This window comes from Rhizobium rhododendri (genome assembly GCF_007000325.2).
In the GTDB taxonomy this organism is placed as follows: Bacteria; Pseudomonadota; Alphaproteobacteria; order Rhizobiales; family Rhizobiaceae; genus Rhizobium; species Rhizobium rhododendri.
This window is the reverse complement of the sequence record NZ_CP117268.1, coordinates 1208416-1233192: the sequence shown is the minus strand read 5'-3', so window position 1 is coordinate 1233192 and position 24777 is coordinate 1208416. Positions and strand designations below refer to the sequence as shown.

The following is a 24777-nucleotide window of genomic DNA, read 5'->3' as shown; positions in this document are numbered from 1 at the left end:
TCAGAAGGTGCGCCGAAATTGGCGCTTAGTGCGGCTGCAAAGCCGATGAAAGATAGTTGATGAAAGTTCAACACGGAGAAGAAGTGGCGAATCACTCTGACCCCGAGTCATGCGGGGCACATCGCGAGGTGTGCGTCGAAGCGTTGACAGGGGAAACCGGCAGGCCGGCCATTGAGCCGCGAAATGATCAATTCGGGATGCCGACGCTGTTAAGCGAAGCGGAAGGCAACACGGTGCATGGCGTCAATCGCAAGCCATGTCCCGATCCCGCGCGGTCGGAGACCCTGTGCATGCCGGGAAGTCTTTCATACGGAAGCAGCGAGATCTCATCAGTGTCCAGTGCGAATGGACTGGACGGGACTGGGAAGGTCGTTGACCACAAGCCAGTCATCGACGCTGATGAGAAGTCGGATACGCCCATAGTACTGCAGAAGTTGCCGAACAAAGGAGATGATCTCGCGGAGGCAATGGAGGGAAGGGGTGTAATCGGAGGGAACGCCGTCGAGACTCCAGCGTGCCGGACGCAGAGCCGGATAAAACACGCTTCGATGGGGATCGAAGGTGTACGGGAAGCCGCCAAACGGAACCCGAAGATGCGTTTCACGGCGCTGATGCACCACATCACTCCGACGCTATTGGTGAAGAGCTTTCATGCGCTTCGCAAGCAGGCGGCGAGTGGAGTGGACGGCGTGACGTGGTACGACTATGAGAAGACACTCGAAGGGCGCGTGCACGAACTACATCGGGAGATTCAGTCCGGTGCGTATCGTGCACAACCGTCCCGACGGGTCTACATTCCGAAGAATGACGGAAGACTCCGTCCACTCGGTATTGCAGCGTTGGAAGAAAAAGTCGTGCAGATGGCCGTGTCCACGGTTCTGAACGCGATCTATGAGCAAGACTTCCTCGGCTTCTCATACGGGTTCCGACAAGGAAGGGGACAGCATGACGCGCTGGACGCCTTGTGGGTTGGGATCGACAAGCGGAAGATCAACTGGATATTGGACGCGGATATTCGCTCGTTTTACGATGAAATCGATCACGAGTGGATGCTCCGTTTCCTGTCGCATCGAGTTGGTGACCGCCGGCTGATACGTCTGATCTACAAATGGTTGAAAGCGGGCACGATTGAGGATGGCCGCCGCGTGGCATCGACGCGAGGAACTCCCCAAGGATCTGTAATTAGCCCCGTGCTATCGAATATCTATCTGCATTACGCATTGGATTTATGGGTCCAGCAGTGGCGTACTCGATACGCTAAAGGCGACGTGATCATTGTACGTTATGCCGACGACAGCGTGATTGGGTTCCAGTACGAAGGAGAGGCGCAGCGCTTTCTGCAAGCATTGCGGGAGCGTCTCGCTCAGTTCGGCTTGCAACTACACCCGGGAAAGACGCGGCTGATACGCTTTGGGCGGTATGCTGCGCGACAATGCCGGGAACGTGGTATCCGCAAGCCAGAGACTTTCGACTTTCTGGGATTCACGCACTGCTGCGGCAGGCGGCGCAATGATGGAGGCTTCAAGATTGTCCGTCTGACAATTAAGAAGCGAATGCGCACGACGCTGGCGGCCATTCGGGAAACGCTAATGCGACGGCGCCATGAACCCGTGGCTGTAGTAGGTCGGTGGCTAAGGCAAATGTTACAGGGGTATTTGAACTACCATGCGGTGCCCGACAATCTGAGAAGATTGGGAGGGTTCCGCTGGGAAGTTGGTCGCGCCTGGCTACACGCTCTGATGCGTCGAAGCCAGCGAAACCGCATGTCTTTGGATCGTTACCAAAGGCTGCTTCGTAAATACCTTCCGCCATGTCGGCTGTTCCATCCGCATCCAGATGCGCGGTTCACCGTCAAAACAACCGATAGGAGCCGTATGCGGTAGTGCCGCACGTAAGGATCTGGCCGGGGGGCGCTGGGCAACCATCGTCCCTACCGGGACCGAATCATCATCTCGATATTTAAATGAAAATAAATATCTTCATGAGAATGATTATTAATGTCGATTTTGAAAATCATTTGCAGGTTCTGCGGAGATCTTGCGGAGAAGATTTGAGTTTGAAGAAGTAGTGGTTGGAGAATGTAGTTCACATCGCCCATCTACTGCGCAAGCACCGATAAATCACATGTGCGATGAGAGAGATAAGTGTACGGGTAATGTCGGATTTAAGGCAAATGGCTGTGTTAGATTGCTATGATCAGTGAAACTAAATCCTTGAGCTGCGAAAAGATTATAAAAACTGGCGGCGACCATTACGCCGTCGGCCCGTCGGCCGGGTCGCAGCATCCAATTTCGCACGTTGGCCAGGCAGCAAGACCCATTATTTTTGCGGATACAATCGGGTTGTTTCAGGCGCCACTTGGGCCATCCACCCAGAAAGTCGCCGTATTATTCCTCTCGCCTTGGGGCTTTGAGGAAATAGCCATGCGGAAAATGTGGCGGATGTTGGCTGAGCAGTTGTCATTAAAGGGCATACCAAGCTTTCGCTTCGATTATCCTGGTACGGGCGACGCACTCGACCAAAATGCCGAAGCTAACGACTTGGAGCTGTGGGTAGATCGCGCCTGTGAAGCGTGTGAACTGCTTAGAAACTTGTCTGGTGTCCGTCACCTAATTGTTGTTGGTCAAGGGCTGGGAGCAGCCTTGGCTTACAAGACGTCGTTGAGGGTGCCAGGGATTGCTGGCGTCGCATTGCTAGCGCCGGTTATATCTGGGCACGCCTACGCACGTGAGGTCTTGGTCTTGTCGAGGATGACCGAGGGCAAGGCTGCTGCCGCAAGCGATCTGCCGACGCTAGGTGGCGAGGAAGTTGCGCCGAGACTTTTTGCTAGTATAAAAGGCGTCGATTTAAACCGTAGTCCTGTGCCGCCCGTCGGACACTATTTTCTCGCGGCCAGGCATGATCGCCCAGCCCAGTTTAAATTCAATCAGCATTTGCTTGAACAAGGCAAAGACGTCGAGGCTCACCCTTATGAGGGGTTTGATGAGATGTTGAATAACCTTACCCTCTCAAAACCCCCGTTGGTGGTTATGGCAAAACTCGTCAAGTGGGTCGGTTCGTTCGAGAAGACAATCACGAACGAACTACTAAGCGAGCCGCAAGAGGTCGTCGTTACACCGCTCAATGGGGCCCTTTTTAGTGAGACACCGGTGCGCTTTGGAGACAATAACCGTCTTTTCGGTATTGTTTGCGAGCCAAGCAAGGGTCAAAGACAGAAGGTGAGCGTCCTCCTCCTGAACACGTCCTACGAAAGGGCTGCCGGTTGGGGTCGGAGCATGACAGCGCTCGCACGCGATTTGGCTGCGGTCGGGATTGCATCTTTTCGATACGACGCAGCGAATGTCGGCGATAGTCCGGCTCTGCCAAGCGCTCCAGATCAGGTGATCTACTCCGAAACCCAGCTCGATGATGTAGACGCCGCCGTTGCGTTTATGGAGACACTGGAGCTTGGACGCATTATTTTAGCTGGGCGTTGCAGCGGTGGATACACAGCGTTTCGATCGCTCGTTAGAAATGAGCAACTTGCCGGCGCTGTCATTGCCAACGCCCACGTTTTACGCTGGGATCCCCGTCAGTCTTTGGAGGACTTGCTTCTATTTGTTCCAAAGCCGCTTAACGCTTATAAATCCAAAGCTTTCAGTTTAAAGAGTTGGGAAAAGATTTTGACGGGGAGGGTTAACCTGAAGCGAGGCGTCCTCAACATCCTGGGACTGTTGAAGATGCGATGCATGGGGATCCTCCGCCCAATATTGGAAAAACTGTCGATGTTGTCCAATGCGCATCAAGTTATACATAGAGATATGAAAAGGGTTTACGACCGCGGTGCTGGTTTGTCGTTTATTTTCAGCGACGGAGATATAGGACTGAACTACTTCTACCAACATTTCGACGTGGATTCTGAACGGCTGCGGCTATTTCCCGCTGTCAAGTTCCAAATCGTAAAGGACGCAGACCACAACCTCTTGACACCCCAGGCTCGCGCTGTTTTTCAAAGTGAGATCGAGCGGCTCGTACGTGAGGCCGGTTGAACGTTCAATGGACGCGCCAAATTGATCGATCCAGTGTAGCTGCGAGAACTCGCCTCGTTGCTTGAGCGTGCTAATTTGGTAGCCGGGTGGGATCGCTAGGGGGGGGACTTGTTATCACGAACCCGCCCGCGCGCGCGCACATAGTGATTGACTAGGCGTCGATAGAATTTCTGGGGAAGGAAGCTTCTCATTGCCTGCCGCGCCCCTACCCCAAAGGGCACGCCAGAAAGAAGAACTCCGACCACGATATCGTATGCTGCCAGAAATGGTCTATGCGGTGCCAGATAGTTCGCCAATATCGTTGCGCGATAACCCCTTTCAACACGCTTCGACAAGGTGCCCCGCATTTTTTCAAGCCAAATGAAGGGCGATTGCGAGTTCACCTCCTGAGATAGGCGTCCTTGGCCTGTGATATCTGACCATATCGTCAGAGGGTCATCGATCATGTGGAATTTCACCCCAGTTAAGGAGAGGCGATAACAGAGGTCGGGATCTTCCACCTGGCGCAAATCGACGTCAAATGGAAATGCCAAAGCGAGAGAGCGTTTCAGAACGAGGGTAGATGTGAAGACGAACTGATTGTGGACAAATAAATACTCCCCCATGTCCTCCTGTTCGCCGATAGCGCGGTCAGGACGGAGCCAGAATCGACCAACGCCACGATCAACATAACTTCGAGAATACACCGCGACTTCAGGGTGAATTCCGAGAACCTCTGCCACGCGGGTGAGCTTCTGGGGGAGAAATTTATCATCAGAATCTAAAAACGCGATGTATTGTCCACTTGCGTAATTTACGCCTGTATTCCGTGCAACGCTGGCCCCACCATTTTCTTGACGATAATACTTGAGGCGTGCATCGGCGAAGCCGTTGATCACTGAAACAAGATCGTCGGAATCGGTAGAGCCATCATCTACAATAATGCATTCGTAATCCTGATAGTCCTGATCCAATACAGACTTAAGGGAAGGCGCTATTATTTTTGATCTATTGTAAACAGGAATAACGATTGAGAAGAAAGGCGCCTGCGACAAATCATCTTGAAGTTGCGGATCAATCATCGTGAAGCTTTCAAAATCCAGTAAGTCGCAATCGGATTCGTGACAACGTAGCGCCAAAACAGCTTACGCGGTCTCTTGATCAGACGATGTAACCATTCGAGACCGAAATTTTGAACCCATTTGGGAGCACGTTTATACTCGTCGGTTATGAAATTAAAGCAGCCACCACAGGTGATGATCCAACTACAAGTCAACCGTGCGCGTGCGCGCGCAGCAAAGATCTGCTCGAGCGGCTTCCCCAGACCAACCCATACGATATCTGCACCGCTCGCTTCTATGGTGTCGAAAATAGCGTCTTCATCCTGGGTCCCGAAATATCCATTCCGGCGCCCAGCGACCTTCAGTCGGGGATAAAGTTCCTGAAGCTTGGCCGCGCAGGCAGCATTGGTCTCTTCATCCGAACCAAGTAGGAAGAAAGACTGATGGGTTCTAACCGCCTCAGCTGCAAAATCGTGAATAATATCCGTAGTGGCCGTTCGCTCCTCAATCGGCAGGGAGCAGAGAAGGCGAGAGGCGAAAACAATTGATTGACCGTCTGCATGCACAACGTCTGCCTTATCAAGCGCTGCACGGTAATTCCTGTCCGAGTAATAGAGCGCGATGGCATGTCCGTTGATATCGAATAGCAGCCGGGGGATGCGCGGTCCGTCCCTCTCGGAGGGCTCGGCAAAAACCATGTGTGCCAAGCTTGGCCGTCCCAATGTGCTGGTCGGGATGCCAGCGACGACCGTCTTACTCATAGTACACATTTACCTGTTGCTATGGCTCCACATTGCTGACTTTTTAGCAAAAGTCTGGAGATGTTGCACTATTAAAGACGCATTAACCCTAATAGAAAAGACTTTAGCTATTAACGCTATTTCAGAGTTCCCATGTCAACAATCAAGCAATGCCTATAGCAAGCCACGTACGTTATTTTCCACAAGGGTGAGGGATTGAGTTGAACGACGAGGCAGCTCCTGTTCGGCGCAAAGAGCAGTCATCAGATCCCGATGGGGGTTTGCTGGATCTCCGGCAATTGCTCGATCTTATCTGGTTGCGGCGCCTTACGGTTGGCGCCGCCTTTGGGTTGTGCCTTCTTGGCGGAATAGCATATATCGGTCTCACTCCAGCGACATACGTCGCTGAGACGGTTCTGTTAATTAACCCGAGGCAATCCACGACAGACCCCTCCAATCCTGTGGTTGGCGGGGCGGGTATGGATGCAGCTACGGTGGAAAGTCAGGTTGAAGTCATCGGATCGCGTCAGTTGCTATTGCCATTGTTTCGTGACCTCAAGCTGGCACAAGATGGGGAGTTTTCCGATCGGGGCCTTATATCCAAATTGATATCGTCTAGCACTACCAAGCCAACCAGCGAGGAGGTGGCATACAACGCGTTCATCAAAGGATTGACGGTGAGCCGCCGTGGGCTCACATATATTCTGACAGTCGACTTTAAATCTAAAAATGCAGAAAAATCGGCCTTGCTGGCAAACGCTGTGGCCAATCAATATATCGCGAAACAGATTTCTAAAAAAAAGAGCAATGCCAAAGAAGTGACTTCCGATCTTGAGGGTCGCCTGGGGGAATTGCGGTCCGGCGTTGATTCCGCCGAACGTGCAGTTGAAGATTTCAAAGTTTCACAGGGTTATGTCAACGTAAACGACGGTCCGGCGCTTTCTGAGTCAGAGCTGGTTCAAGCAAGTCAGCAGCTATCGGCCGCGACCTCTGTTGCAGCGGCTGCGGAGGCGCGCTTTCAGCAGCTCAAGAGCGCAAGTCGAAACGCAGACTTCACAGCTGTCGATTCTGTCACTGGGTCGCAGCTTCGAACGCTCTACAATGCGAAATCGTCCGAACTCGACCGTATGGAAAGTACTTTGGGTGAGCGTCATCCCACCCTTCAAGGGTTACGAATGGAGCTCGACGGCCTTCGGCGCCAGATGCAGGCGGAAGTGCAGCGTGCCGTTGGCTCTGCAAAATTGGAGTCTGATGTCGCGAACCGAAACGTTGCCACGCTTAACGCCAAAGTTGATGCCTTGACAAAGGAAATGAATCGAACACGGCAATCGGAGGTTACGATCAGAGCCCTGCAGCGGGAAGCTGACGCGCGTCGCAAAGTGTTGGAAGAGTATCTGCAGCGTTCCCGTGAGACGGGCGAACAACAGACCACCGCGCGCGCGGATGCGGAAATTCTAAGCGCCGCCGTACCTCCAACCGCGGCTTCGTGGCCGAAAATTCCAGCAATTTTAGGCGTCGCTGGATTTATTGGCTTGGCGATCGGCATTACTCTAGCCTTGTTGCAAGGCCGACCGAGGCAGGCGCCCGTAAAAGTCGAGATAAAGCCGTCTCGACAGCAAACTGCCGAACCGCCGCGTCCGAGCCTGCTCGATTATCTACCAAACCCAGATAGCGGCGCTCAACGAAGCGCCGGCAACCGCCGAGCGCTTGGCGATAGGCCGCTATGAACATGGTTTCTGACCGGTTTGACCCTTCATCACCACAGTCCGCTCCACCCAGGGCATCGGTTAACATATCGCGTCGGCAAATGCTGGGTGGGCTGACGGCCGCTGCCCTTGCTCCGGGATCCATAGGAGCCGCTCGTAGTGCTGTCAGCGTCAATCGTCTCACTCACTTTAAACGCGGTTTCAATCTGCCAGGTGTCGCTGACACGAGTGCTGATCAGGCTAGACTACCGTCTGCAAATGTTCTGGCAGCACTTAAGAAATTAGGATTTGAGGCCGTGCGCCTGCCAGTCGACCCCGGTCAATTGCTGAAGTCCGGGGCAGATCGGAGAGCGTTTCTGCGTGGGTTGGAAACGGCTTTTGCTGTTATCGAGGCCTCCGGTTTGCGCATCATGATCGATATGCATCCAAGCGGCACCATCTCTGATGTCCTCAAGAGTGACTATCGCTCCGGAGGTAAACTTGTGGATTCGGCCTGGCGTGAGTTGTTGCCTCTCGCTGCTATGTCCAACCCAGAGTCGACCCTTATTGAGGTTCTAAACGAGCCACAACTCCCGGCTTCTCAATGGCCAGAACTACGGCAGAAACTAATTGATGCTATCCGCAGCAAACTTAGCAGTCATACGTTGATTTGGTCCTCTGCGAACTACCAGACAATCGAAGAAACTGTCGGTGACACCGGGCCCGATGACGAGAATGCCATTGCCGCTGTTCACTTCTACTACCCCATGATCTTCACTCATCAAGGCGAAACCTGGACAAATGATGGATTGAGTAAGATCCGAAATTTTCCCTTTCCCTCGACAAAAGGCATGTCGTCCATAGATCAGCTGCGATCTGCCATGGAGAGAGAAGGACAGGCCGATGTTGTCGAGATGATTGATCGCGAGACCTCTGTGACTTGGGATCGCTCGCGTATTATTGACGAATTTTCCAAACTTAAAGAATGGTCACGCAAAACCGGATGGCCGGTCATCATAAACGAATTCGGAGTGCTGCGCTGGTCGGCGCCTCCAAATGATCGCGCTTTATGGCTGCAGACCGTTCGCTCCGTTGCGGAAGCCAACGATTTCGGTTGGACACACTGGGACATGGATCAGGCGTTTGGCTTCATGAGTGATCGTCGCGATGCAAAAAGTATCGATATGCAAATTGTCAAAGCGCTGACGGGCGGTCGCCGATGACCAAGCAATGGGCGCTACAAGAATACGTTTTCCAGAAGTTCAATGCGAACCGGCACTGGCTGGTGGGCGTTTTAGAGCAAAGTATCGTCGCTGCGACCAGCTTGGCATCTATGGCCATTATGTCACGGGAGATCGGAATTCACGAGACGGGTATTGTCGCCATCGGTCTCGTCTTATGGATGCTCATTGAAGCCCTGCAGCGGGCAGTTGTTATTCTGCCTCTGACCGCTGGTTGCCCGCGCCCTGAACTCGATCGTCAAACGTTCGGAAGCTTCATAGTGCTTAACGTGAGCTTTACTGGGCTTTGTTCAATCTTTCTTTTTGTTTTAGGCTTTGGCATCTTGCCGTTTAGCAAAGACTTAGGCTTCGCTACGACTTTGGCTGCGCCAATGGCTTTTTGCGGCTCTCTTTTCCTCTTCCTGCGTCAAGCACTTTACCTGATGGGCCGCCCCGGATTAGCTCTTGTCAATGCGGCGAGCGTCGCGACCGTGACGCTTTCGGGACTGTTGCTTATCCATTTTGTTTGGGCTCTGAATGCAACCGCCGGGGCAATTGTGATTAGCACGGGATATGGTATCTCATCCGTCGTGCTGACAATATGGCTCCTCACCCGGGCTAACTTTTCGTGGGAAAATTTTGCATCTCTTACGCGGCATAGGAGATCTATGCTGGAGTACATGACAGCAAGTCTTGCGCTGCTGGTTGCGACCAGCGGTGCTCAATTACTCCTAGGTGTAGTATCAGGGCCTTCATCGGTTGCGATATTCTCATTCGCGCGGACGCTTGTTCGTCCAATCACCCTAATATTGCATGCGGTCGTTGATACGGAACGCTCGCGTATGGCAAGGCAATGCGACGAGCACGGCACGGGCGTCTTGCCTCATCACGTCAAGATCATGCAACTGACTTTGCTGTTGCTATGTATCGTTCCGACCCTTGCTATTTTGCTATGGCCTGCAGTCTTTCTGAAGATCTTTTACGGTGACAACGGCACGGCTGCAGCATCTGCCGCAAGGCTTTGGGCGTTGGCCGCCATTCCAATGATAGTCGCATCGCCTCTGGAAGCTGCGTTGTCCATTGCAAGAGACAGTCGTGCTGTCGCGAGAGCCAATCTTCTGGCTATGTTCGTTATGATATTTGCAGTCGCGATCGCGTTGGCTTTTGGCAGATTTACCGCTGATGCTGCAGTTATCTCCGTTGGACTAGCCTACGCTGCCGCGCTTGCCAGTCTTTATCACAGCTACGGCACAAAGATGACCGCGCCGTCTTGGAAAAAGGCAGCCCTGTGAGTACTTCATGTTCGGATTCGCGGTCTGCTTCGTCGCTTGATCTGCGTGCAAGCACACAGCGCGTGCTGGTGGATCTCGTGGTTGCCGCCTCAATCGTGGCACTGGGCGTCATGATGATGATGGTCAACATTATCTTGGCATTTTCCGTGTCCATGTGCGCCACACTGCTTGCTGCTTATTTCACGCCCCGTTCTCTACCCGCCATCATTATATTTTCGCTCCTATTTCAGAATACGTTTGTTGCGTTCACCGCAGGTTACATCGAAGATACCGCACAGTTCGACATGATGCGAGCTCTGAACTTCATCATCATCATGACGGCCTTTGGCTACTGCGTCATATCCGTCTTGGCGCAGCCACGCGACTATACGACGGAAGTTCATCGCATTCTGAACGCAACATGGTTGGTAGTTGCCGTCATCGTCGCGTATTTCGTGGTCGGACTAGCCGTCGGCAATGGGAAGGATGCAGTCATCTATCTGCGCAACTTTATAACGCCGATCGCATGTCTCTATGTTGCTGTCGTTTGCAGCTTCCGCTTCAGGCTCGCGCTTTTGCCAACGGTAGTCGTCTGCACTTTTCTCATTGTCATATACGGATACTGTGAACTGATATTTCAGCTTAAATTTCTTTCACTGTTCAACGGCGACACCTACATCTCACTGAGAATGCAGGACGACATCATGAGCGGCCTTTACGCCAAGCAGCTCGACGAGACGGGCTATGTCTTGCGTGGAATTGAAGACTTTATGACTGTGCCCTTATTTAATATCACTGGTGCAGGGGAAGACGCGATCAGAGTATTCCGTCTCAGTGGTCCCAATTTTCATCCGATCAGTTTCGGATATGCGCTGTCGATTCTAAATGCTTGGTTGCTCGCCAATCGCATCCGTTGGGTCCCTGTGTTCGCAGTCCCAGTTATGTTGTTTGCTGGATCAAAAGGAGCTCTGGTGCTCTTTGCTCTGTTCGTTGTGGCGCAACTGGTCGTTCGAATTATTCGACCGAAGTCCTTGCTGATACCATTCGCAGGCCTGCTCGTAATTTATGTCGCTCTTACAACAGTACTTGGTATCAGGTCGCAAGACTATCATGTTTTGGGCCTTATGTCTGGACTTCGTGAGTTTGTCGCAAATCCGATTGGGCATGGTCTTGGGAGCGGTGGTGTGGTCTCAGTTCAGGGCTCAGCGGTAGATTGGCAGCTGGCGCAGGCAACCGGAGCCACAAGCGTTCCGGTCGAGAGCACGATCGGAGTTATGTTATACCAGGTAGGCGTTGGTGCTTTTTTCGTGATTGGCGCCGTGCTTGCGCTTGGGCTTTGGTGCTGGAGAACGTATCTGGAGACTCGTCTGGAGATTTACTTGTTTGGCTTCGTCGCCCTTTGGGTGATTACTGCCAATGCGGCTTTTCAGGAAGAAGCTTATTTCGCTCCTCTGGCCCTAGGTAGTTGCATGCTGCTCGTTGGCGTGGGACTCGGCTCGAAGATGAGGGACGCGATATGACAACACACCTCACCGTATCCGTGTTTTGATTTGGGGCTATACGCCGAGAGCTATCTGGAACCTGGCTTGTGTGCGACAACGGCGCGGCGACATGGAATTTCTCGTTCGCAATTACATGAATGGCGACGGCTGGCACGAGCGTGGCAGTTGGAAACTTCGGCTGACGTGGGCTTTATCGGGGGCTGCTTGTTCCACAGATAGGGCCTGCAGCAGGATCGTTGCCGCAAACAAGGCGGATTGAGGTTGTCAGCGCAAACGGCCACCGTGTTATCGTGGACCGCGATGTCGACGTGGAGGCTCTGATCCAGATCATGTGAGGACTGGAGACCTTACGGTGAACCCGTTTCCGATGGGGACTACGGTCAAGGTCTGGCTTTCGAGGGATATACGCAATGCGCTGTTATGCGGTGCATAAAATTATGCGGAGTCCTGAGCAGCAAGGCAAGGGTTAGCCCAGGATCCGGCATCTTTTTACTCAGCATAATTCTACCGGCGGCGCTGCTCCAGTAGCATAGCAATGAGCTTGTCTGGCGGCCTGAACTTACCTGGTTGTAGGGTCGGTGGGGCTGCCGCTGTTATCCTGCTATTAGGGCTTCGAGCTTTTCCGTCGGATCCGCGCGCAGGTAGACCTCGGCCAGCCCTACCATACATCAGCCCGTGCACCCGCGCGCGAGCTAATTCCGCGGCCTTCCGCGTAAGGATACTGTGAACGAGCGGATATGAAGGCGTATCAACTCTCGGGAGAGCAGTGACAACAAAGCAGGTGTAAAATTTGATGGCCATTTAAGGGACGCGGGAGAACGGCTGGGCGATGACACCGTTGACTTTTTTGCACTGCAGCATAACCTATCTTGATGATTCTAGGAGAACTGCAATGGAAGTCCGTCTGAACTCGAAGCTGCTTCATTCTGTAAACTATGACCCGAAATCGAAACAGTTGACTGTGTTTCTTAACAACGGTCGCCGCGGCGAGTTTGTCGATGTTCCGGAATATGTTGTAGATGACCTCCAGGCAACGGTGTCTCCGGGCTCCTATTATGTAAAGCTGATTAAAAGGCAGTACCAACGCGCGGACTTGTGAACCGATTAGCATCAATATAAGAGCGTGGCCCAGCCGGGCTACATTTGTCCTACCCTGAGACGAGTGTTCGAATAGTTCTGTAATACGCCTCCCCGATGAATTTGACTCATGGGCTTCCTGAAACGCGATTAATCAGAATCTCTGTTGCAAACGAGAGGTTGTCATGGCGGCAGAGATTTCATTGCGGTCGGATTTTGATTCGCAACGTCTTCGTCGTCTGGCCCGCCAGTGCAGGCATGCAGCGCAAGCGCGTCGTCTTTTGGCGCTTGCCTTGATCTTTGACGGAGGCTCGCGTACGGACGCTGCGGGGCTTGGCAATGTCACCGTTCGGATCGTGCGGCACTGAGTCTTGCGGTTCAATGCGAATGGCCCAGAGGGGCTGATCGATGGCAAGGCTCCCGGGCCCAAATCGCGGTTGAACGATGCTCAGGGGGCGGCGCTGGCAAAGACCATGGAAAGGGCCCAACTCCCTATCTCGATCGCGTCGTGCGCTGGCCATCGCTCTTCCGAACTGGTTAACCCGTCGATAAGTCGAAAGAGAGGCGATTGGGCGTCGTTAGCAAGGGATCGGGTCTTTCCCGACTATTTTCGTCGTCACTCCCATTTAGCGACCGAAAGAGCTGACATTCTCGGGTCGACAAACTCGTTCCAAAGGACGTTGCTGCGGTTCGAAGCTTGCCGGTTTTACGGGCCCTCGCTGAGTTCGACTCTTGGGCTTACCAAAAGGCGATGAATCTTCTGTGGTTGCCGCCCGTGATGCAAGAAGTCTTTGAACCGAAGGTCATGTGATCGAGTGCGGTCTTCTGTGAGGCCTGTAGATACGGCGTTTACAGAAGCCGCTGGCCGGTATGGTGATCTGCGGGTCGGGTCCAAATCTGATTGAACTAAGCCGCTGATCGCGGCGATTTGCGGCGGGCTTTTACGAGAGCGCCCTGACTGAGAGGATGGTTGTGTTGCAACCCACCCTTCAGACAGGAGGCCCCGATGGCTGAGATAAGCCCTCTTCGCCGCCGGATGATTGAGGACATGACGATCCGCAATTTGTCCCCGGCGACCCAAAGATCCTACATCAGTGCAGTCCGGAAGTTCAGCCGCTATTTCTCCCGATCACCTGATCGGCTTAATCTCGACGACATTCGCACGTTCCAGGTTCACCTTGTCTCGACGGGGATATCGTGGGCATCGTTAAATCAGATCGTGTGTGCTCTCCGATTTTTCTATGGCATTACCTTGGCCCAAGACGATGTCCCTGAGCGGATTCCATACGCGCGCAAACCCCGCAAGATCCCCGTTGTTCTGTCGGCGGACGAGGTGGCCCAATTTCTTGAGGCCGTCTCCAGTCTCAAGGCGCGTGTAGCGCTGACCACAGCTTATGCCGCTGGCCTCAGGGTCGGCGAGGTCTGTGGTCTGAAGATCGAGGATATCGACAGTTCCCGGATGGTGATCCATGTTCGTCATGGCAAAGGCGCCAAAGCCCGATACGTCATGCTGTCAAACGAGCTGCTGGGCATTTTACGCAGTTATTGGCGTCTATCGCGACCCACCGGGTTCCTTTTTCCAGGGCGCGATGCCGACAGGCCGATCGAACCGACCGTTTTGAACGCCGCCTGTCGTTCAGCGGTTGCCGCTACTGGCCTTTCAAAGCGGGTCACCGTCCATACGTTGCGGCATTCCTTTGCAACGCACCTTCTGGAGAATGGCACCGATATCCGGATCATCCAGGTCTTGCTTGGCCATGCCTATCTATCCAGCACTGCGCATTATGCACAGGTGTCCACCGACACCATCAGGTCGACCGCCAGTCCCCTTGACCGTTTGCGATTGGAGGTGACCCCGCCGGAAGCGTAGCAGGTTGCGTCCCGCCTTCGAAGTCGCCGACATCTTTCGGTGGCATGGTGGCCCTTACAGACGCGAGAACGCCGGTCATCTTGGCCGCGGCGAACGACGTGTCATGGGAGCGATAGAAGCCTGCCGGACACCCAGGCTTGGCGGTCACGTCAATGCCTGCGATAAGTGCGGCAAAACCCGCATCTCCTATAACTCCTGCCGCAATCGTCATTGCCCAAAGTGTCAGGGAGCTGCTCGCAAGGAATGGGTCGATGCTCGCATCGCCGATCTCTTGCCGGTCCCCTATTTCCATGTCGTCTTTACGATGCCACGTGGTGTCGCTGAGATCGCCTTCCAGAACAAGGCGGTCGTCTATGCATTATTGATGCGGATCTCGGCCGAGACCCTGCAGACCATCGCAGCTAACCCCAAGTGGCTGGGCGCAGAGATCGGTGTAACCGCTGTGCTCCACACCTGGGGCCAGGCCATGACCCACCATCCCCATGTCCATTGTGTCGTACCGGGTGGAGGCCTCTCACCCGATCGAACAAGGTGGATCAATTGCCGATCGGGCTTCTTTCTGCCCGTTCGCGTGCTGTCACGTCTGTTTCGCCGGCTTTTCCTGACAGCTCTCGCTGATGCCTTTGCCAAAGACGAGCTGCAATTCTTCAACGAACTCGCTCATCTCAACGATAACAAGACATTCGCCCGCCATCTTGCCCGCGCTCGCAGCATCGAATGGGTGGTCTATTCGAAGCCGCCATTCGGTGGTCCGGATCAAGTGCTCGCCTATCTTGGCCGCTACACCCATCGTGTTGCCATCGCAAACAGCCGCATCGTCCATGTCGATGACGACCATGTCGCCTTCCGATGGAAGGATTATCGTGGAAACGGTCGCGACCGTGAGAAGATCATGCGTCTTCATCCCCACGAGTTCATCCGGCGCTTTCTCCTTCATGTGCTTCCGGATGGCTTCCACCGCATGCGCCACTTTGGCTTTCTCGCCAATTGTCACCGGCGCGATCGTATCGCTCTCTGCAGAAGCCTCCTCGGCCAACTATCACCGATAGGCGAGCGATCCCATTCGACAAAATCTCAACAGGCCCATTCCTTCGAATGCCCCGATTGCCAGCACCCCATGCGTCGAACTGGCGTCACCGTCGCGCCTGTTTCACCGCCTCGGCCATCATCCTTCTGGTGCGATACTTCATGATGTCAGACAACCGCAAACATTACAGCATATTCCCACTCGCTCGCCGCTGTGCCGGCGATCGATATCGCTCGACCCCAGCAAGACCGAACCGCGTCAGATCCCGGTACATTTGGCCCACAGGTCTGCAAGGTCTCCGGCAAAACGCTCAGGAATGTCGATTCTCAGGATCAGCGACACCCTCGGAGCAATCGGGACGGCATGGTTCCGGCTCTGCCGACATAGGGCCACTTCTCAATTCCCCATAGCAGCGTCAAACAACCCGCGTCTTAGTTCAATCCGGCTTACATGAGGTCGCCCGAACCCGCCGCACCGTCCCATGCGACCTCAAATAACCCTCCAGAATCCCGAGCTCTTCTGCTCATGATTCAAGGCTGGTTTTCCCGATCCAGATCTTTTCGATCATTTGCCCATTCGGGTCGTCGCCTTCTCACACCCCTTTTTCCGACATTAGGTTACCTGCAACACCTTCATCATGTTGCTGGCGCCTGTGCCGGAACTCGATAATCCTCATGTTTTGTCAGCAATGCCCAGACCGTGCGCGCCATCTTGTTGGCCAGTGCGATCGCGACCAACATTCGGGGCTTTCGCGCGAGCATGCGCGCCAACCACGATCCTTCCGGTATGGATTTCCGGCCCAGCCAGTTCAGGCGTGTCATTGCCCCAATAATTAGCAGCCTGCGGATATCAGACTGCCCAGACTTGGAAATGCGTCCCAGTCGTTGTTTGCCGCCCGACGAGAACTGACGTGGCACAAGGCCGAGCCATGCGGCGAAGTCACGGCCACGCCGGAAGTTCTCCATTTGCGGGGCAAAGGCTTCGATCGCCAAGGCTGTCAAAGGGCCAACGCCAGGAATGGTCTGCAAGCGCCGCGCCGTGTCAGCTTCAGCCGACAATGCCTTGATCTTTGCGGTCCGTTCATCGATGCGAGCCGTCTTCTCAGCGATCTGTTTCAACAAGTCGCGGCATTCTTCAAGCATCAACACAGGCAAGTCGCTGTTTAGCCCGTCCAAAATCTCTTCAATACGCTTGAAGTGGTTACGACCTTGAGGAACAACATGGCCATATTCATAAAGGCATGCTCTCAGCGCGTTGATCAATTCTGTGCGCTGATGGACGAGTCGTTCTCGAGCCCGAAACAGAATCGCTCGGCTCTGCTGATCCGCGGATTTTGGCTCCACGAAGCGCATTTCCGGTCGCTGGGCCGCAATTACGATAGCCTCCGCGTCCGTCGCATCGTTTTTCTGCCGCTTGACGAACGGCCGTACATATTGCGCCGCGATCAGTTTCACTTCGTGGCCAAGCCTAACCATCTCACGTGCCCAGTAATGCGCGCTGCCGCAGGCCTCCATCACCACCAACGCCGGTGGGTGTTCCGCCATGAACTTGGAAAAGTTCTGCCGTGACAGCTTCTTTCGAAACCTGACTTGCCCGCTCATCGAAGCACCGTGCAGTTGAAAGACATTCTTTGCCAAATCCACGCCAATCATCGTATCGTTCATAACGGTTGCCGTCCTTTCCGCTAAGTGGTCACAACACCACATCTTGGCACATTCCGATGCCGTCTCGGGAGGGCGGCAACCACCCCATCTGAATCTCTGGCACAAACTGGAGGTTTGCGATGGGAGTGGGGATTTCATTACGTGCAGATTTTGACGCTCAAAGTCTTCGGCGTCTGGCCCGCCAAAGCAAGCATGCGGGTCAAGCGCGTCGTCTTTTGGCACTTGCCGCGATCTATGAGGGAGGCTCACGCTCGGATGCGGCGCGGCTGGGCAATGTGACGCTGCAGATCGTGCGCGACTGGGTCTTGCGGTTCAATGCCAATGGCCCCGAGGGGCTGATCGATGGCAAGGCTCCAGGACCCCGGTCACGGTTGAACGATGTTCAGCGGGCCGCGCTGGCAAAGGCCATTGAGCGGGTCCGACGCCCAATCTCGACGGGGTCGTGCGCTGGCGACTGTGTGATCTGGCGCAATGGCTCTGGGAAGATTTTCGTGTCTCGGTGAGCCAACAGACGCTGAGCCGGGAGGTGCGTGCCCTTGGTTATCGCAAGCTGGCCGCACGACCGAAACATCATGAGCAGGACCCACAAGCCATTGAGGAGTTTAAAAAAACGTATGGCTCGCCCCGTCTGCAAGCGCTTTATGATCGATGTTTGAACAAGTCTGCGCCAACGTATCCGGTCTCAGGGAAAACCCTGGCCAAGATGGAGCTCCGCGCATTTCGATCCTCATAACTTCCTCGGCGGCTTGCGCCATTTTTTTAACCAGGATTTCGAAATGCCGTTCGACAGTCAGGCCATCTTTCACAACCACATGCAGATATCTTCAGCAGCGTCCGCCAGCGGCGATCGTTGCTGATTATTTGGTTATGCTTGGATTACCGAACCCAAGCCGTTTTCTTTGTAGGGACGGCCGCTTTGCAACACAGCCCACACGATACGCGCTAACTTTGCTGCGAGTGCAACGATCACTTTGTTCTTGTGAGGGCGACCAAGTAGACCCCGTAACCAGTCGCCAAGAGGCGTCTCAGATTTGGAAAGCATTGGAAGAGCTGCGCGCGCGCCGTGGATGAGCATCTTTCTTAGATATCCATTTCCTCGTTTGGTGATACCAAGTACTTTCGGTTTTCCCCCGGTTGTTATCTGTCGTGGCACAAGGCCTAGCCAAGCCGCCAGGTCTCTGCCGCGTCCAAAGGATTGCGCATACCCAACTGACGCAACCAACGCAGTTGCGTTCAGAGGTCCAATGCCGGGGATAGTGGCTAGAAGCCGGCATGGCTGATCAGACCGGGCATGGGCTTTGAATTCATCGTCAAATGCTGCGATGCGGCGGTCCATCTCACTCCACTGCGCACGCATATCCGCTATGAGGGTTATTGTCCGGCGACTGAGGGCGGGCTTTCCTTCATCAGTTTTCATGTCAAGCCAGATCTCGAGCTTACGACGACCTTGCGGAACGGTAAGGCCGCGCTCCAAGAGGATCGCCCGCAGGTGGTTGATCAAAGCAGTCCGTTCCGCGACGAGACGGTCACGCGCACGGTGGAGGGTCTGCATATCCAACTGGTTTTCGTCCTTGATTTCGACGAAACGCATCGTCGGACGCGTAGCCGCTTCCGCTATTCCCTCTGCGTCGCGGTCATCATTCTTTTGAGCCTTTATGTAAGGACGCACATATTCGGGTGACATCAGACGAACATCATGACCTTGAGACTGAAGTTGGCGACCAACATGGTGGGCGCCACAGCACGCTTCCATCGCCATTATGCACGTCGGCAGAGTTGAGCCGAGTTTGATGACACCCTCTCGACGCAACCGTCGCCGAAGTACGACTTGCCCACGCTCGTCAAGTCCAACCACACTGCAGCTATTCTTTCCAAGATCAATTCCTAACACAGCTATCTGCATTGCTCTGCTCCTTGTTAAATCTCTCCATGCAAAATGCACGATGTGGGAGGGAGGGGCGAGCCATTCCATAACTTCCCCGCCGCAGTGGCAGAGATTGCGAGCGGAGCGGCACAAGGAAAACGAATAGAAATTTGGTACCAAGACGAGGCCCGGATCGGGCAAAAGAACAAGCTCACCCGTCGCTGGGCAAAGCGAGGCTCAAGGCCGTTCGCGCCGCATGACCAGCGAACCCGCTCCGCCTACATCTTCGGTGCCATCTGCCCCAAGCTCGGCAAGGCCGCCGCTCTCGTCATGCCGTGGTGTGATACCCACGCAATGACCCAGCATCTGGCAGAAATATCCCGTCACATCGCCGATGGCGCACATGCCATCCTCATCATGGACCAGGCCGGTTGGCATATGTCCAACGCACTCGTTGTCCCCACCAACATCCCTATTCTGCCGCTGCCGCCGAAATCGCCAGAGCTGAACCCGGTTGAAAATCTCTGGCTCTTCATGCGCGAGAACTGGCTCTCCAACCGCATCTTCAAATCCTACGATGACATCGTCGCCCATTGCTGCGACGCCTGGCGCAAACTTGAGAGCCAGCCTTGGCGGATCATGTCCATCGGACGCAGAGAATGGGCCGATGGGTTCTGATCAATGAGGACGCGTATTACCCATTGGGAGCTAAGTGACATTAGGCATTAGTTTGTGTCAGATGTGCTTCCGGATATAGCCGATGCCGGTCAGTTTCTGATCGATTTAAAAGGCCAGCAATTTTCCCCCAGGCTATCACTGGAGTTGACGTCGGAAAAATTCCATTCGTTGGCCGGCAATTGTCTAGGCGGATGCTCGAACCTGTCGCCACTTAGCCGCAACAGTTGATTCTTGGCAAAACCGGCATCGAACCGCGCAATCGGCGAGCAACCGAAGGCAAAACCCCAGTGACGTACCACAAATACTCCACTGCATCGTCCGTCAGGATGTTTGTGGGTCGAACTTACCAATCGAGCGATCTACGAGTGCGGAACGTACCGACAGGTACTCACACGCCTTTTTTGGGCGCCGCTATGCAGAAGCAGCGCATATCGACTGCCGCTAAACACGAAATATAAGTTGATAGCGGAAAATATGTATCAAAAATTGCTGAGCAATAGTTAACTAAAGGTGTACTTAGCTAGTGACTGAATTGTTTAAGTGAGGTATGGCTTACTTCGGCGCTTGGTTTACTATGAGGTTACAGTTTTGTCTATGATCAGAGATGCTGGGATGCAAGATACCTTCTATGAAGGCCTGAATAGTGTCCTTGGATCAGAGAATCTTAAATCCCAAAGCGCTCAAAGTTTGAATGAAGTCCTCGGAGTACGCTTGCAGTTTCTTGTTAAACGGGTGATGGACGTTCTCCTATCTGGAGCTGCACTGGTGGTGTTGGCACCGTTGCTCGTTTTGATCATGCTCGCTATTCGGCTGGAAAGCAAAGGTTCGCCTATATTCACACAGCTTAGGTGGGGCCGTCATGATACAAAGATACGGGTACTTAAATTTCGCTCGATGCGTTCTGAAATGGGCGACGCAAGCGGAATCTCCCAAACTGTCAGAGGGGACCCCAGGATAACACGCGTCGGTGCTTTCATTCGCAAGACGAATCTGGATGAGCTGCCACAGCTTGTGAACGTATTTCGAGGTGACATGTCCCTTGTGGGGCCGCGCTGTCACGCGATCGGAATGTTAGCTGGCGGAATGCAGTACGAAGAACTCGTTCCGCGCTACCATGAGCGGCATTCCATACGCCCTGGTTTGACGGGTCTTGCCCAAATGCGCGGCTTGCGCGGACCGACCGATCGGCCTGCCAAGGCTCGCGCCAGAATTTCGGCAGATATTTATTATGTCGAAAACTTTTCAATTTTGCTAGACATCCAGATTATGCTGGGGACGATTGCTTCGGAGCTTCGAGGTGGCAAGGGCTTTTAGACGTTTAGTCCCGTGCCTAATGGTTGGATTGATCGGCGCCATGTGCGGCTCGGTTGTCCAGATTTTTACATTAATTCGAAAGGTGTGAGGCCGCCGAGCTTCATCAGTCGTCATCTCAAGTTGTAGGCCGATGGCTTAAATGAGATGGTGACGTAACTGCTCGTGGTTGTAGCAAGGGAAGCGTTCGCAGTCGCGATACTTGATTGGCTGTTGCTCCGTGGATGTCGCGGTTTATTTACTAGTTGTTCGATCTGGAGATTAGCGCAGGCCAATTGAACTAGCTGGCAGCGTAATAACAGATATACCCGGCGCTTTGCGATGATATCTTCAGGGGTCCAGCCATCACCGATCGGGTCGCTGAGATAGCGTCCGCACGTGGTGTAATTTCTGGGGGGCGCTTTGAGTGGAAACGGCTGAGAATAATTTGCTGCCGTATTTGTTGAGCGCAAGGTGGGCACCGGGCCTGTTGGAGAAGGTGGAGTTGCGAGACTTCAACCAAACCGAAAGGGACACCGATGACCGACGACAGATTACCTCTTCCCGAGCTTGCCGCGAAGAGAGGCGACAGCGATTTCCTGCGAGCTATCGCCGAAAGTGTATTAAACCTAACGACAATCGAGGAGGAAACCACACTTCAAATTACACCCAAAGCCGCCTGATCATGACGCCCCGGTCCTACAACCCAAAATTACACCATCTTGACGGACGCAGCCGTCGCTGAGGTGGGTCATATTATCGGTTAGAACGAGGTGGACTTTGTATGTTATTGCTATCGCCAGAGCACGCAGTAAGTTTCTTGCAACGCTTCCGGTTGCATTCTCAACCAATTGGACAAAGCTAATTTGAACGTCCGATTTACGGCTACGAAGCAATAGAGTCGACCTACTGCCGTGTGAACCTCGGAAATATTTTTATAAAATGGCCGATTGGGTAGCTTGTGCGTCTTCTTTGCGGCTTCCGACCCTCGGGTAGGAGTGAATTTCCATGACGTCGAAGCCAACGATGTAAGGAAGGCCGTGTCGGGTGGGGGATCGTCGATTGGAGCGTGTAGCGACAGTCGTTGAGCGGCTTTACTGTATGCCGACGGGATGCGAAAATGCCGGCCTCCTCTTCTCAGGACAGGATCGTTGAGTGCGGCTATCTTCGTCTGGTCAGTAACTTAACAAGCGACGACCGCTTCAGCCATTTGGCGACAGGGCAACCCGTCTCATGTACGGAGCGCGTGTGATCGTGGATTTCCGTAATAACATGGCTTTTGATGCGGCTTTCACAAAGTCCCGGACAGGTATTTCAGAAGTCGCGGACCCATACCCTGAATGACCGACAGCGCCTCGATTTGCTCGAAATCTTCGAGGAGCGATATCGAAGGAAATCGACCCTGACCACAGCTCAGCTTCCGGTAGCCGCCTGGCACGAAATGATTGGAAAAGCCACTTTGGCCGATGCGATTTTGGATCGCATTAATCACAACGCACACCGCATCACTCTCTAAGGCGACAGCATGCACAAACGAAAAACGTCGACGCTCTTGACCGGTGACGAGATAACCGAAATCAATCACGCGTAGCAGCAACAAGGCAACCGGGATTCGATCGCATCCGTTGTCCGCGACTTAGCGAAACGCTTGTCCGCAACTTGCTGAAACCGCTGTCCCCATTTAGCGAAATCCGCATTTTGAGCCGGTTATCGGCTCGCTGTCGCGTATTTCCTTTATGAAAGACATTTTCGGATAGTCGATATCGACGTGCCATGCCGACCTTCATCCAAAGAAAACACTGCCGGTAGATCAGACGCGATACTCTCTAGTGGTTACCGCCTGACATAAGAGTCCTGTATGGGATTCCATTTGCTGGGTTGGCATGCGAGTCTGGCGCATGCGCACAGGAATATCGTTCACCGTTTCGCCAACAGATCACCAACGCCTGATGGCCTTGACCAGGGATCGCAATGCGCCCCAAAAGCACGTCTGGCGGGCCGAGATCATCCTGCTGAGTGCCGATGGCGTCGGAACTGTCGAGATTATGCGCCAGACCGGCAAATCGAAGACCTGCGTATGGCGCTGGCAAGAGCGCTTCGCCACAGAAGGCGTCGAGGGTCTCCTGCGCGACAAGACGCGGCCGTCGCGTATTGTGCGGCTCGGACCCGATGTCGCCGAGCGTGTGGTGGCCCTGACGCTGGCTGATCCGCCGGGCGAGACGACGCACTGGACGGCCGACATGATGGCGACGGCCGCCGGCATCAGCGCCAGCGCAGTCAGGCGTATCTGGAAAGCGCATGGCCTCGCACCTCATCGGTGGCGGCAGTTCAAATTGTCCAACGACCCGAAATTCGTCGACAAGCTGCGAGACGTTGTCGGCCTCTATGTTGATCCGCCAGCCCACGCCGTCGTGTTGTCGGTCGATGAGAAAAGCCAAATCCAGGCGCTCGACCGCACCCAGCCGGGCCTGCCGATGAAGAAGGGTCGGCTCGGCACCATGACCCACGACTACAAGCGGCACGGCACAACCACGCTGTTTGCCGCCCTCAACGTGCTCGACGGCACCGTCATCGGCCGCAACATGCAGCGTCATCGTCATCAGGAGTTCATCCGCTTCCTCAACGCCATTAACGCCCAGGTGCCGGACGACAAGGCCGTCCACGTCATCCTCGACAACTATGCTGCCCACAAGCATCCCAAGGTGAGAGCCTGGCTCGACCGTCACGAGCGTTTCACCTTCCACTTCACTCCGACTTCAAGCTCATGGCTCAACGCGGTGGAGGGTTTCTTCGCCAGGCTGTCGAAGCGGCGTCTGAAACGCGGCGTTTTCCATTCCGTCGTCGATCTCCAGGCCGCCATCAACCGTTTCCTCGTTGAGCACAACAAAAAGCCAAAGCCCTTCACTTGGACCGCCGATCCCGACAAAATCATCGCCGCCGTTAAACGCGGGCACCAAGCGTTAGATTCCATCCACTAGTCGCCGCGCAATTGGATCAAAGATTCGGGAATGTTGGTTTTCGACGCATTCACGGACCTATTCGACAATGAAAGTGCATTACTTCAATTCGCGTTCTCTATCTCCACGGCAGTCGCCGCAATATATCCCAGAGCGTAGTGGGTCAATATGCTCTGCCCTTAAGGCAGCCAGTCTTGCAGCCGGGATCAATTTCCCAGCCTCAAGTATATGTGGTTTTAGATTGTCACCGGCATTCGCCAACACATCGACAATATCTTTTGGATAAGCATAATTCAGAACGGTCCTGATGTCATGCTGCAAGATATCCGCAGAGCGATCCAGCGTCGCTACGGTAGCTTTCCTCCAGACAAAGAAACGCGCGCGTATGACATACATTTCCGAAGGTGCCAAAAGTGCTGACCGGCTCATAAGGGAGAAAACTTGATCGGCATTTTCGCTCGACGCCTGACGTATCATGGCGAGACGAGCCCAAAGGTCGCCGTCGCCCGGGTTGCAGGAGAGGGCGTGGGTGATATAACGATCAGCCCTTGCCATCGAAGCCGCCCAGGCTTCGTAATGGTTCACGACATCTTGCATATCGAGATCCCGAAGCACGAACGTCATGCCTCCGCTGACAACGTCCGCTCGACACTCGCCATTCGTAATAACGGCTTCTGCCTCCAATGCAAATCTGCCTATGGCGACAGCATTGGCCGAATCCTGCTGTGTCAACGTTGCGTTCAGGTAAAATATGTCGGAAAATCGAACGGTCGTCTTCAATTCATCAATGGCTATCCAAAGAAAAAACAGTGCGAGACCGATGTACAGCGAGTTGAGGGGACTAAATCGTGAACGCACCTTGCC

The 24777-nt window shown here is 54.0% G+C and carries 17 protein-coding genes and 3 pseudogenes; 15 read left to right on the top strand and 5 right to left on the bottom strand.

Annotated elements, in window-relative coordinates; genetic code table 11:
• The first annotated feature begins 59 nt into the window (after positions 1-59).
• Together ltrA and PR018_RS23395 are read left to right on the top strand one after the other, a co-directional pair.
• Positions 60-1883, top strand: coding sequence for a group II intron reverse transcriptase/maturase (ltrA, locus tag PR018_RS23400; protein ID WP_279621466.1), 1824 nt, complete (start codon positions 60-62; stop codon positions 1881-1883).
• Between the two features lie 309 nt (positions 1884-2192).
• A complete protein-coding gene (locus PR018_RS23395; protein WP_142832508.1) occupies positions 2193-4028 on the top strand; it encodes a serine aminopeptidase domain-containing protein in 1836 nt (611 codons plus the stop codon).
• 95 nt (positions 4029-4123) lie between these two features.
• Here the strand turns inward: PR018_RS23395 and PR018_RS23390 are convergent, their stop codons facing one another.
• Complete coding sequence (locus PR018_RS23390) at positions 4124-5089, bottom strand: glycosyltransferase family 2 protein (RefSeq protein ID WP_205470435.1); 966 nt, start codon at positions 5087-5089, stop codon at positions 4124-4126.
• The gene (locus PR018_RS23385) at positions 5086-5829 is read right to left on the bottom strand and encodes a WecB/TagA/CpsF family glycosyltransferase (protein ID WP_161991038.1); all 744 of its coding nucleotides are present in this window, start codon (positions 5827-5829) and stop codon (positions 5086-5088) included. Before PR018_RS23385 ends, PR018_RS23390 begins: the two co-directional genes overlap by 4 nt.
• A gap of 200 nt (positions 5830-6029) precedes the next feature.
• On the opposite strand from PR018_RS23385, the gene PR018_RS23380 reads away from it, so the two are divergent.
• From PR018_RS23380 to PR018_RS23350, 7 genes are all read left to right on the top strand, one after another.
• Positions 6030-7535, top strand: coding sequence for a GumC family protein (locus tag PR018_RS23380; protein ID WP_161991039.1), 1506 nt, complete (start codon positions 6030-6032; stop codon positions 7533-7535).
• A complete protein-coding gene (locus PR018_RS23375) occupies positions 7532-8716 on the top strand; it encodes a glycoside hydrolase family 5 protein (protein WP_142832511.1) in 1185 nt (394 codons plus the stop codon). The genes PR018_RS23380 and PR018_RS23375 overlap by 4 nt, the downstream gene beginning before the upstream one ends.
• A complete protein-coding gene (locus tag PR018_RS23370; RefSeq protein WP_142832512.1) occupies positions 8713-10005 on the top strand; it encodes a lipopolysaccharide biosynthesis protein in 1293 nt (430 codons plus the stop codon). Before PR018_RS23375 ends, PR018_RS23370 begins: the two co-directional genes overlap by 4 nt.
• A 62-nt stretch (positions 10006-10067) precedes the next feature.
• The gene (locus PR018_RS23365) at positions 10068-11504 is read left to right on the top strand and encodes a hypothetical protein (RefSeq protein WP_279621444.1); all 1437 of its coding nucleotides are present in this window, start codon (positions 10068-10070) and stop codon (positions 11502-11504) included.
• 874 nt (positions 11505-12378) lie between these two features.
• Positions 12379-12585 carry a KTSC domain-containing protein gene (locus tag PR018_RS23360; RefSeq protein WP_143123409.1) on the top strand — a complete coding sequence of 69 codons (207 nt, stop codon included), beginning with the start codon at positions 12379-12381 and terminating at the stop codon, positions 12583-12585.
• Positions 12586-13569: 984 nt separating this feature from the next.
• Positions 13570-14433 carry a tyrosine-type recombinase/integrase gene (locus PR018_RS23355; protein WP_111220930.1) on the top strand — a complete coding sequence of 288 codons (864 nt, stop codon included), beginning with the start codon at positions 13570-13572 and terminating at the stop codon, positions 14431-14433.
• 4 nt (positions 14434-14437) lie between these two features.
• Positions 14438-15625, top strand: a complete 1188-nt coding sequence (locus PR018_RS23350; RefSeq protein ID WP_162854796.1) for an IS91 family transposase — start codon at positions 14438-14440, stop codon at positions 15623-15625.
• A 470-nt stretch (positions 15626-16095) separates the two neighbouring features.
• On the opposite strand, the gene PR018_RS23345 is transcribed toward PR018_RS23350, so the two are convergent.
• Positions 16096-17124, bottom strand: a complete 1029-nt coding sequence (locus PR018_RS23345) for an IS110 family RNA-guided transposase (RefSeq protein WP_279621443.1) — start codon at positions 17122-17124, stop codon at positions 16096-16098.
• Between the two features lie 119 nt (positions 17125-17243).
• Between PR018_RS23345 and PR018_RS23340 the strand changes: the two are divergent.
• Positions 17244-17740 (top strand): annotated as a pseudogene (locus tag PR018_RS23340) (helix-turn-helix domain-containing protein); the annotation flags it as partial.
• Positions 17741-17989: 249 nt separating this feature from the next.
• Here the strand turns inward: PR018_RS23340 and PR018_RS23335 are convergent.
• Positions 17990-19027, bottom strand: coding sequence for an IS110 family RNA-guided transposase (locus PR018_RS23335; protein ID WP_142832573.1), 1038 nt, complete (start codon positions 19025-19027; stop codon positions 17990-17992).
• 114 nt (positions 19028-19141) lie between these two features.
• On the opposite strand from PR018_RS23335, the pseudogene PR018_RS23330 reads away from it, so the two are divergent.
• The 5 genes and pseudogenes from PR018_RS23330 to PR018_RS23305 form a co-directional block, all read left to right on the top strand.
• A pseudogene (locus PR018_RS23330) lies at positions 19142-19666 on the top strand (IS630 family transposase); the annotation flags it as partial.
• A 612-nt stretch (positions 19667-20278) separates the two neighbouring features.
• Positions 20279-20980, top strand: a complete 702-nt coding sequence (locus PR018_RS23325; RefSeq protein WP_244615599.1) for a sugar transferase — start codon at positions 20279-20281, stop codon at positions 20978-20980.
• 515 nt (positions 20981-21495) lie between these two features.
• Entirely contained in the window at positions 21496-21639 is a 144-nt protein-coding gene (locus PR018_RS23320; protein ID WP_153816503.1) for a hypothetical protein, read from the top strand.
• Between the two features lie 653 nt (positions 21640-22292).
• Positions 22293-22547: pseudogene (locus tag PR018_RS23310) on the top strand (ATP-binding protein); the annotation flags it as partial.
• A 307-nt stretch (positions 22548-22854) separates the two neighbouring features.
• A complete protein-coding gene (locus PR018_RS23305; RefSeq protein ID WP_111223089.1) occupies positions 22855-23934 on the top strand; it encodes an IS630 family transposase in 1080 nt (359 codons plus the stop codon).
• A 78-nt stretch (positions 23935-24012) separates the two neighbouring features.
• Here the strand turns inward: PR018_RS23305 and PR018_RS23300 are convergent, their stop codons facing one another.
• Positions 24013-24771 carry a hypothetical protein gene (locus tag PR018_RS23300; RefSeq protein WP_142832095.1) on the bottom strand — a complete coding sequence of 253 codons (759 nt, stop codon included), beginning with the start codon at positions 24769-24771 and terminating at the stop codon, positions 24013-24015.
• Positions 24772-24777: the final 6 nt, after the last annotated feature.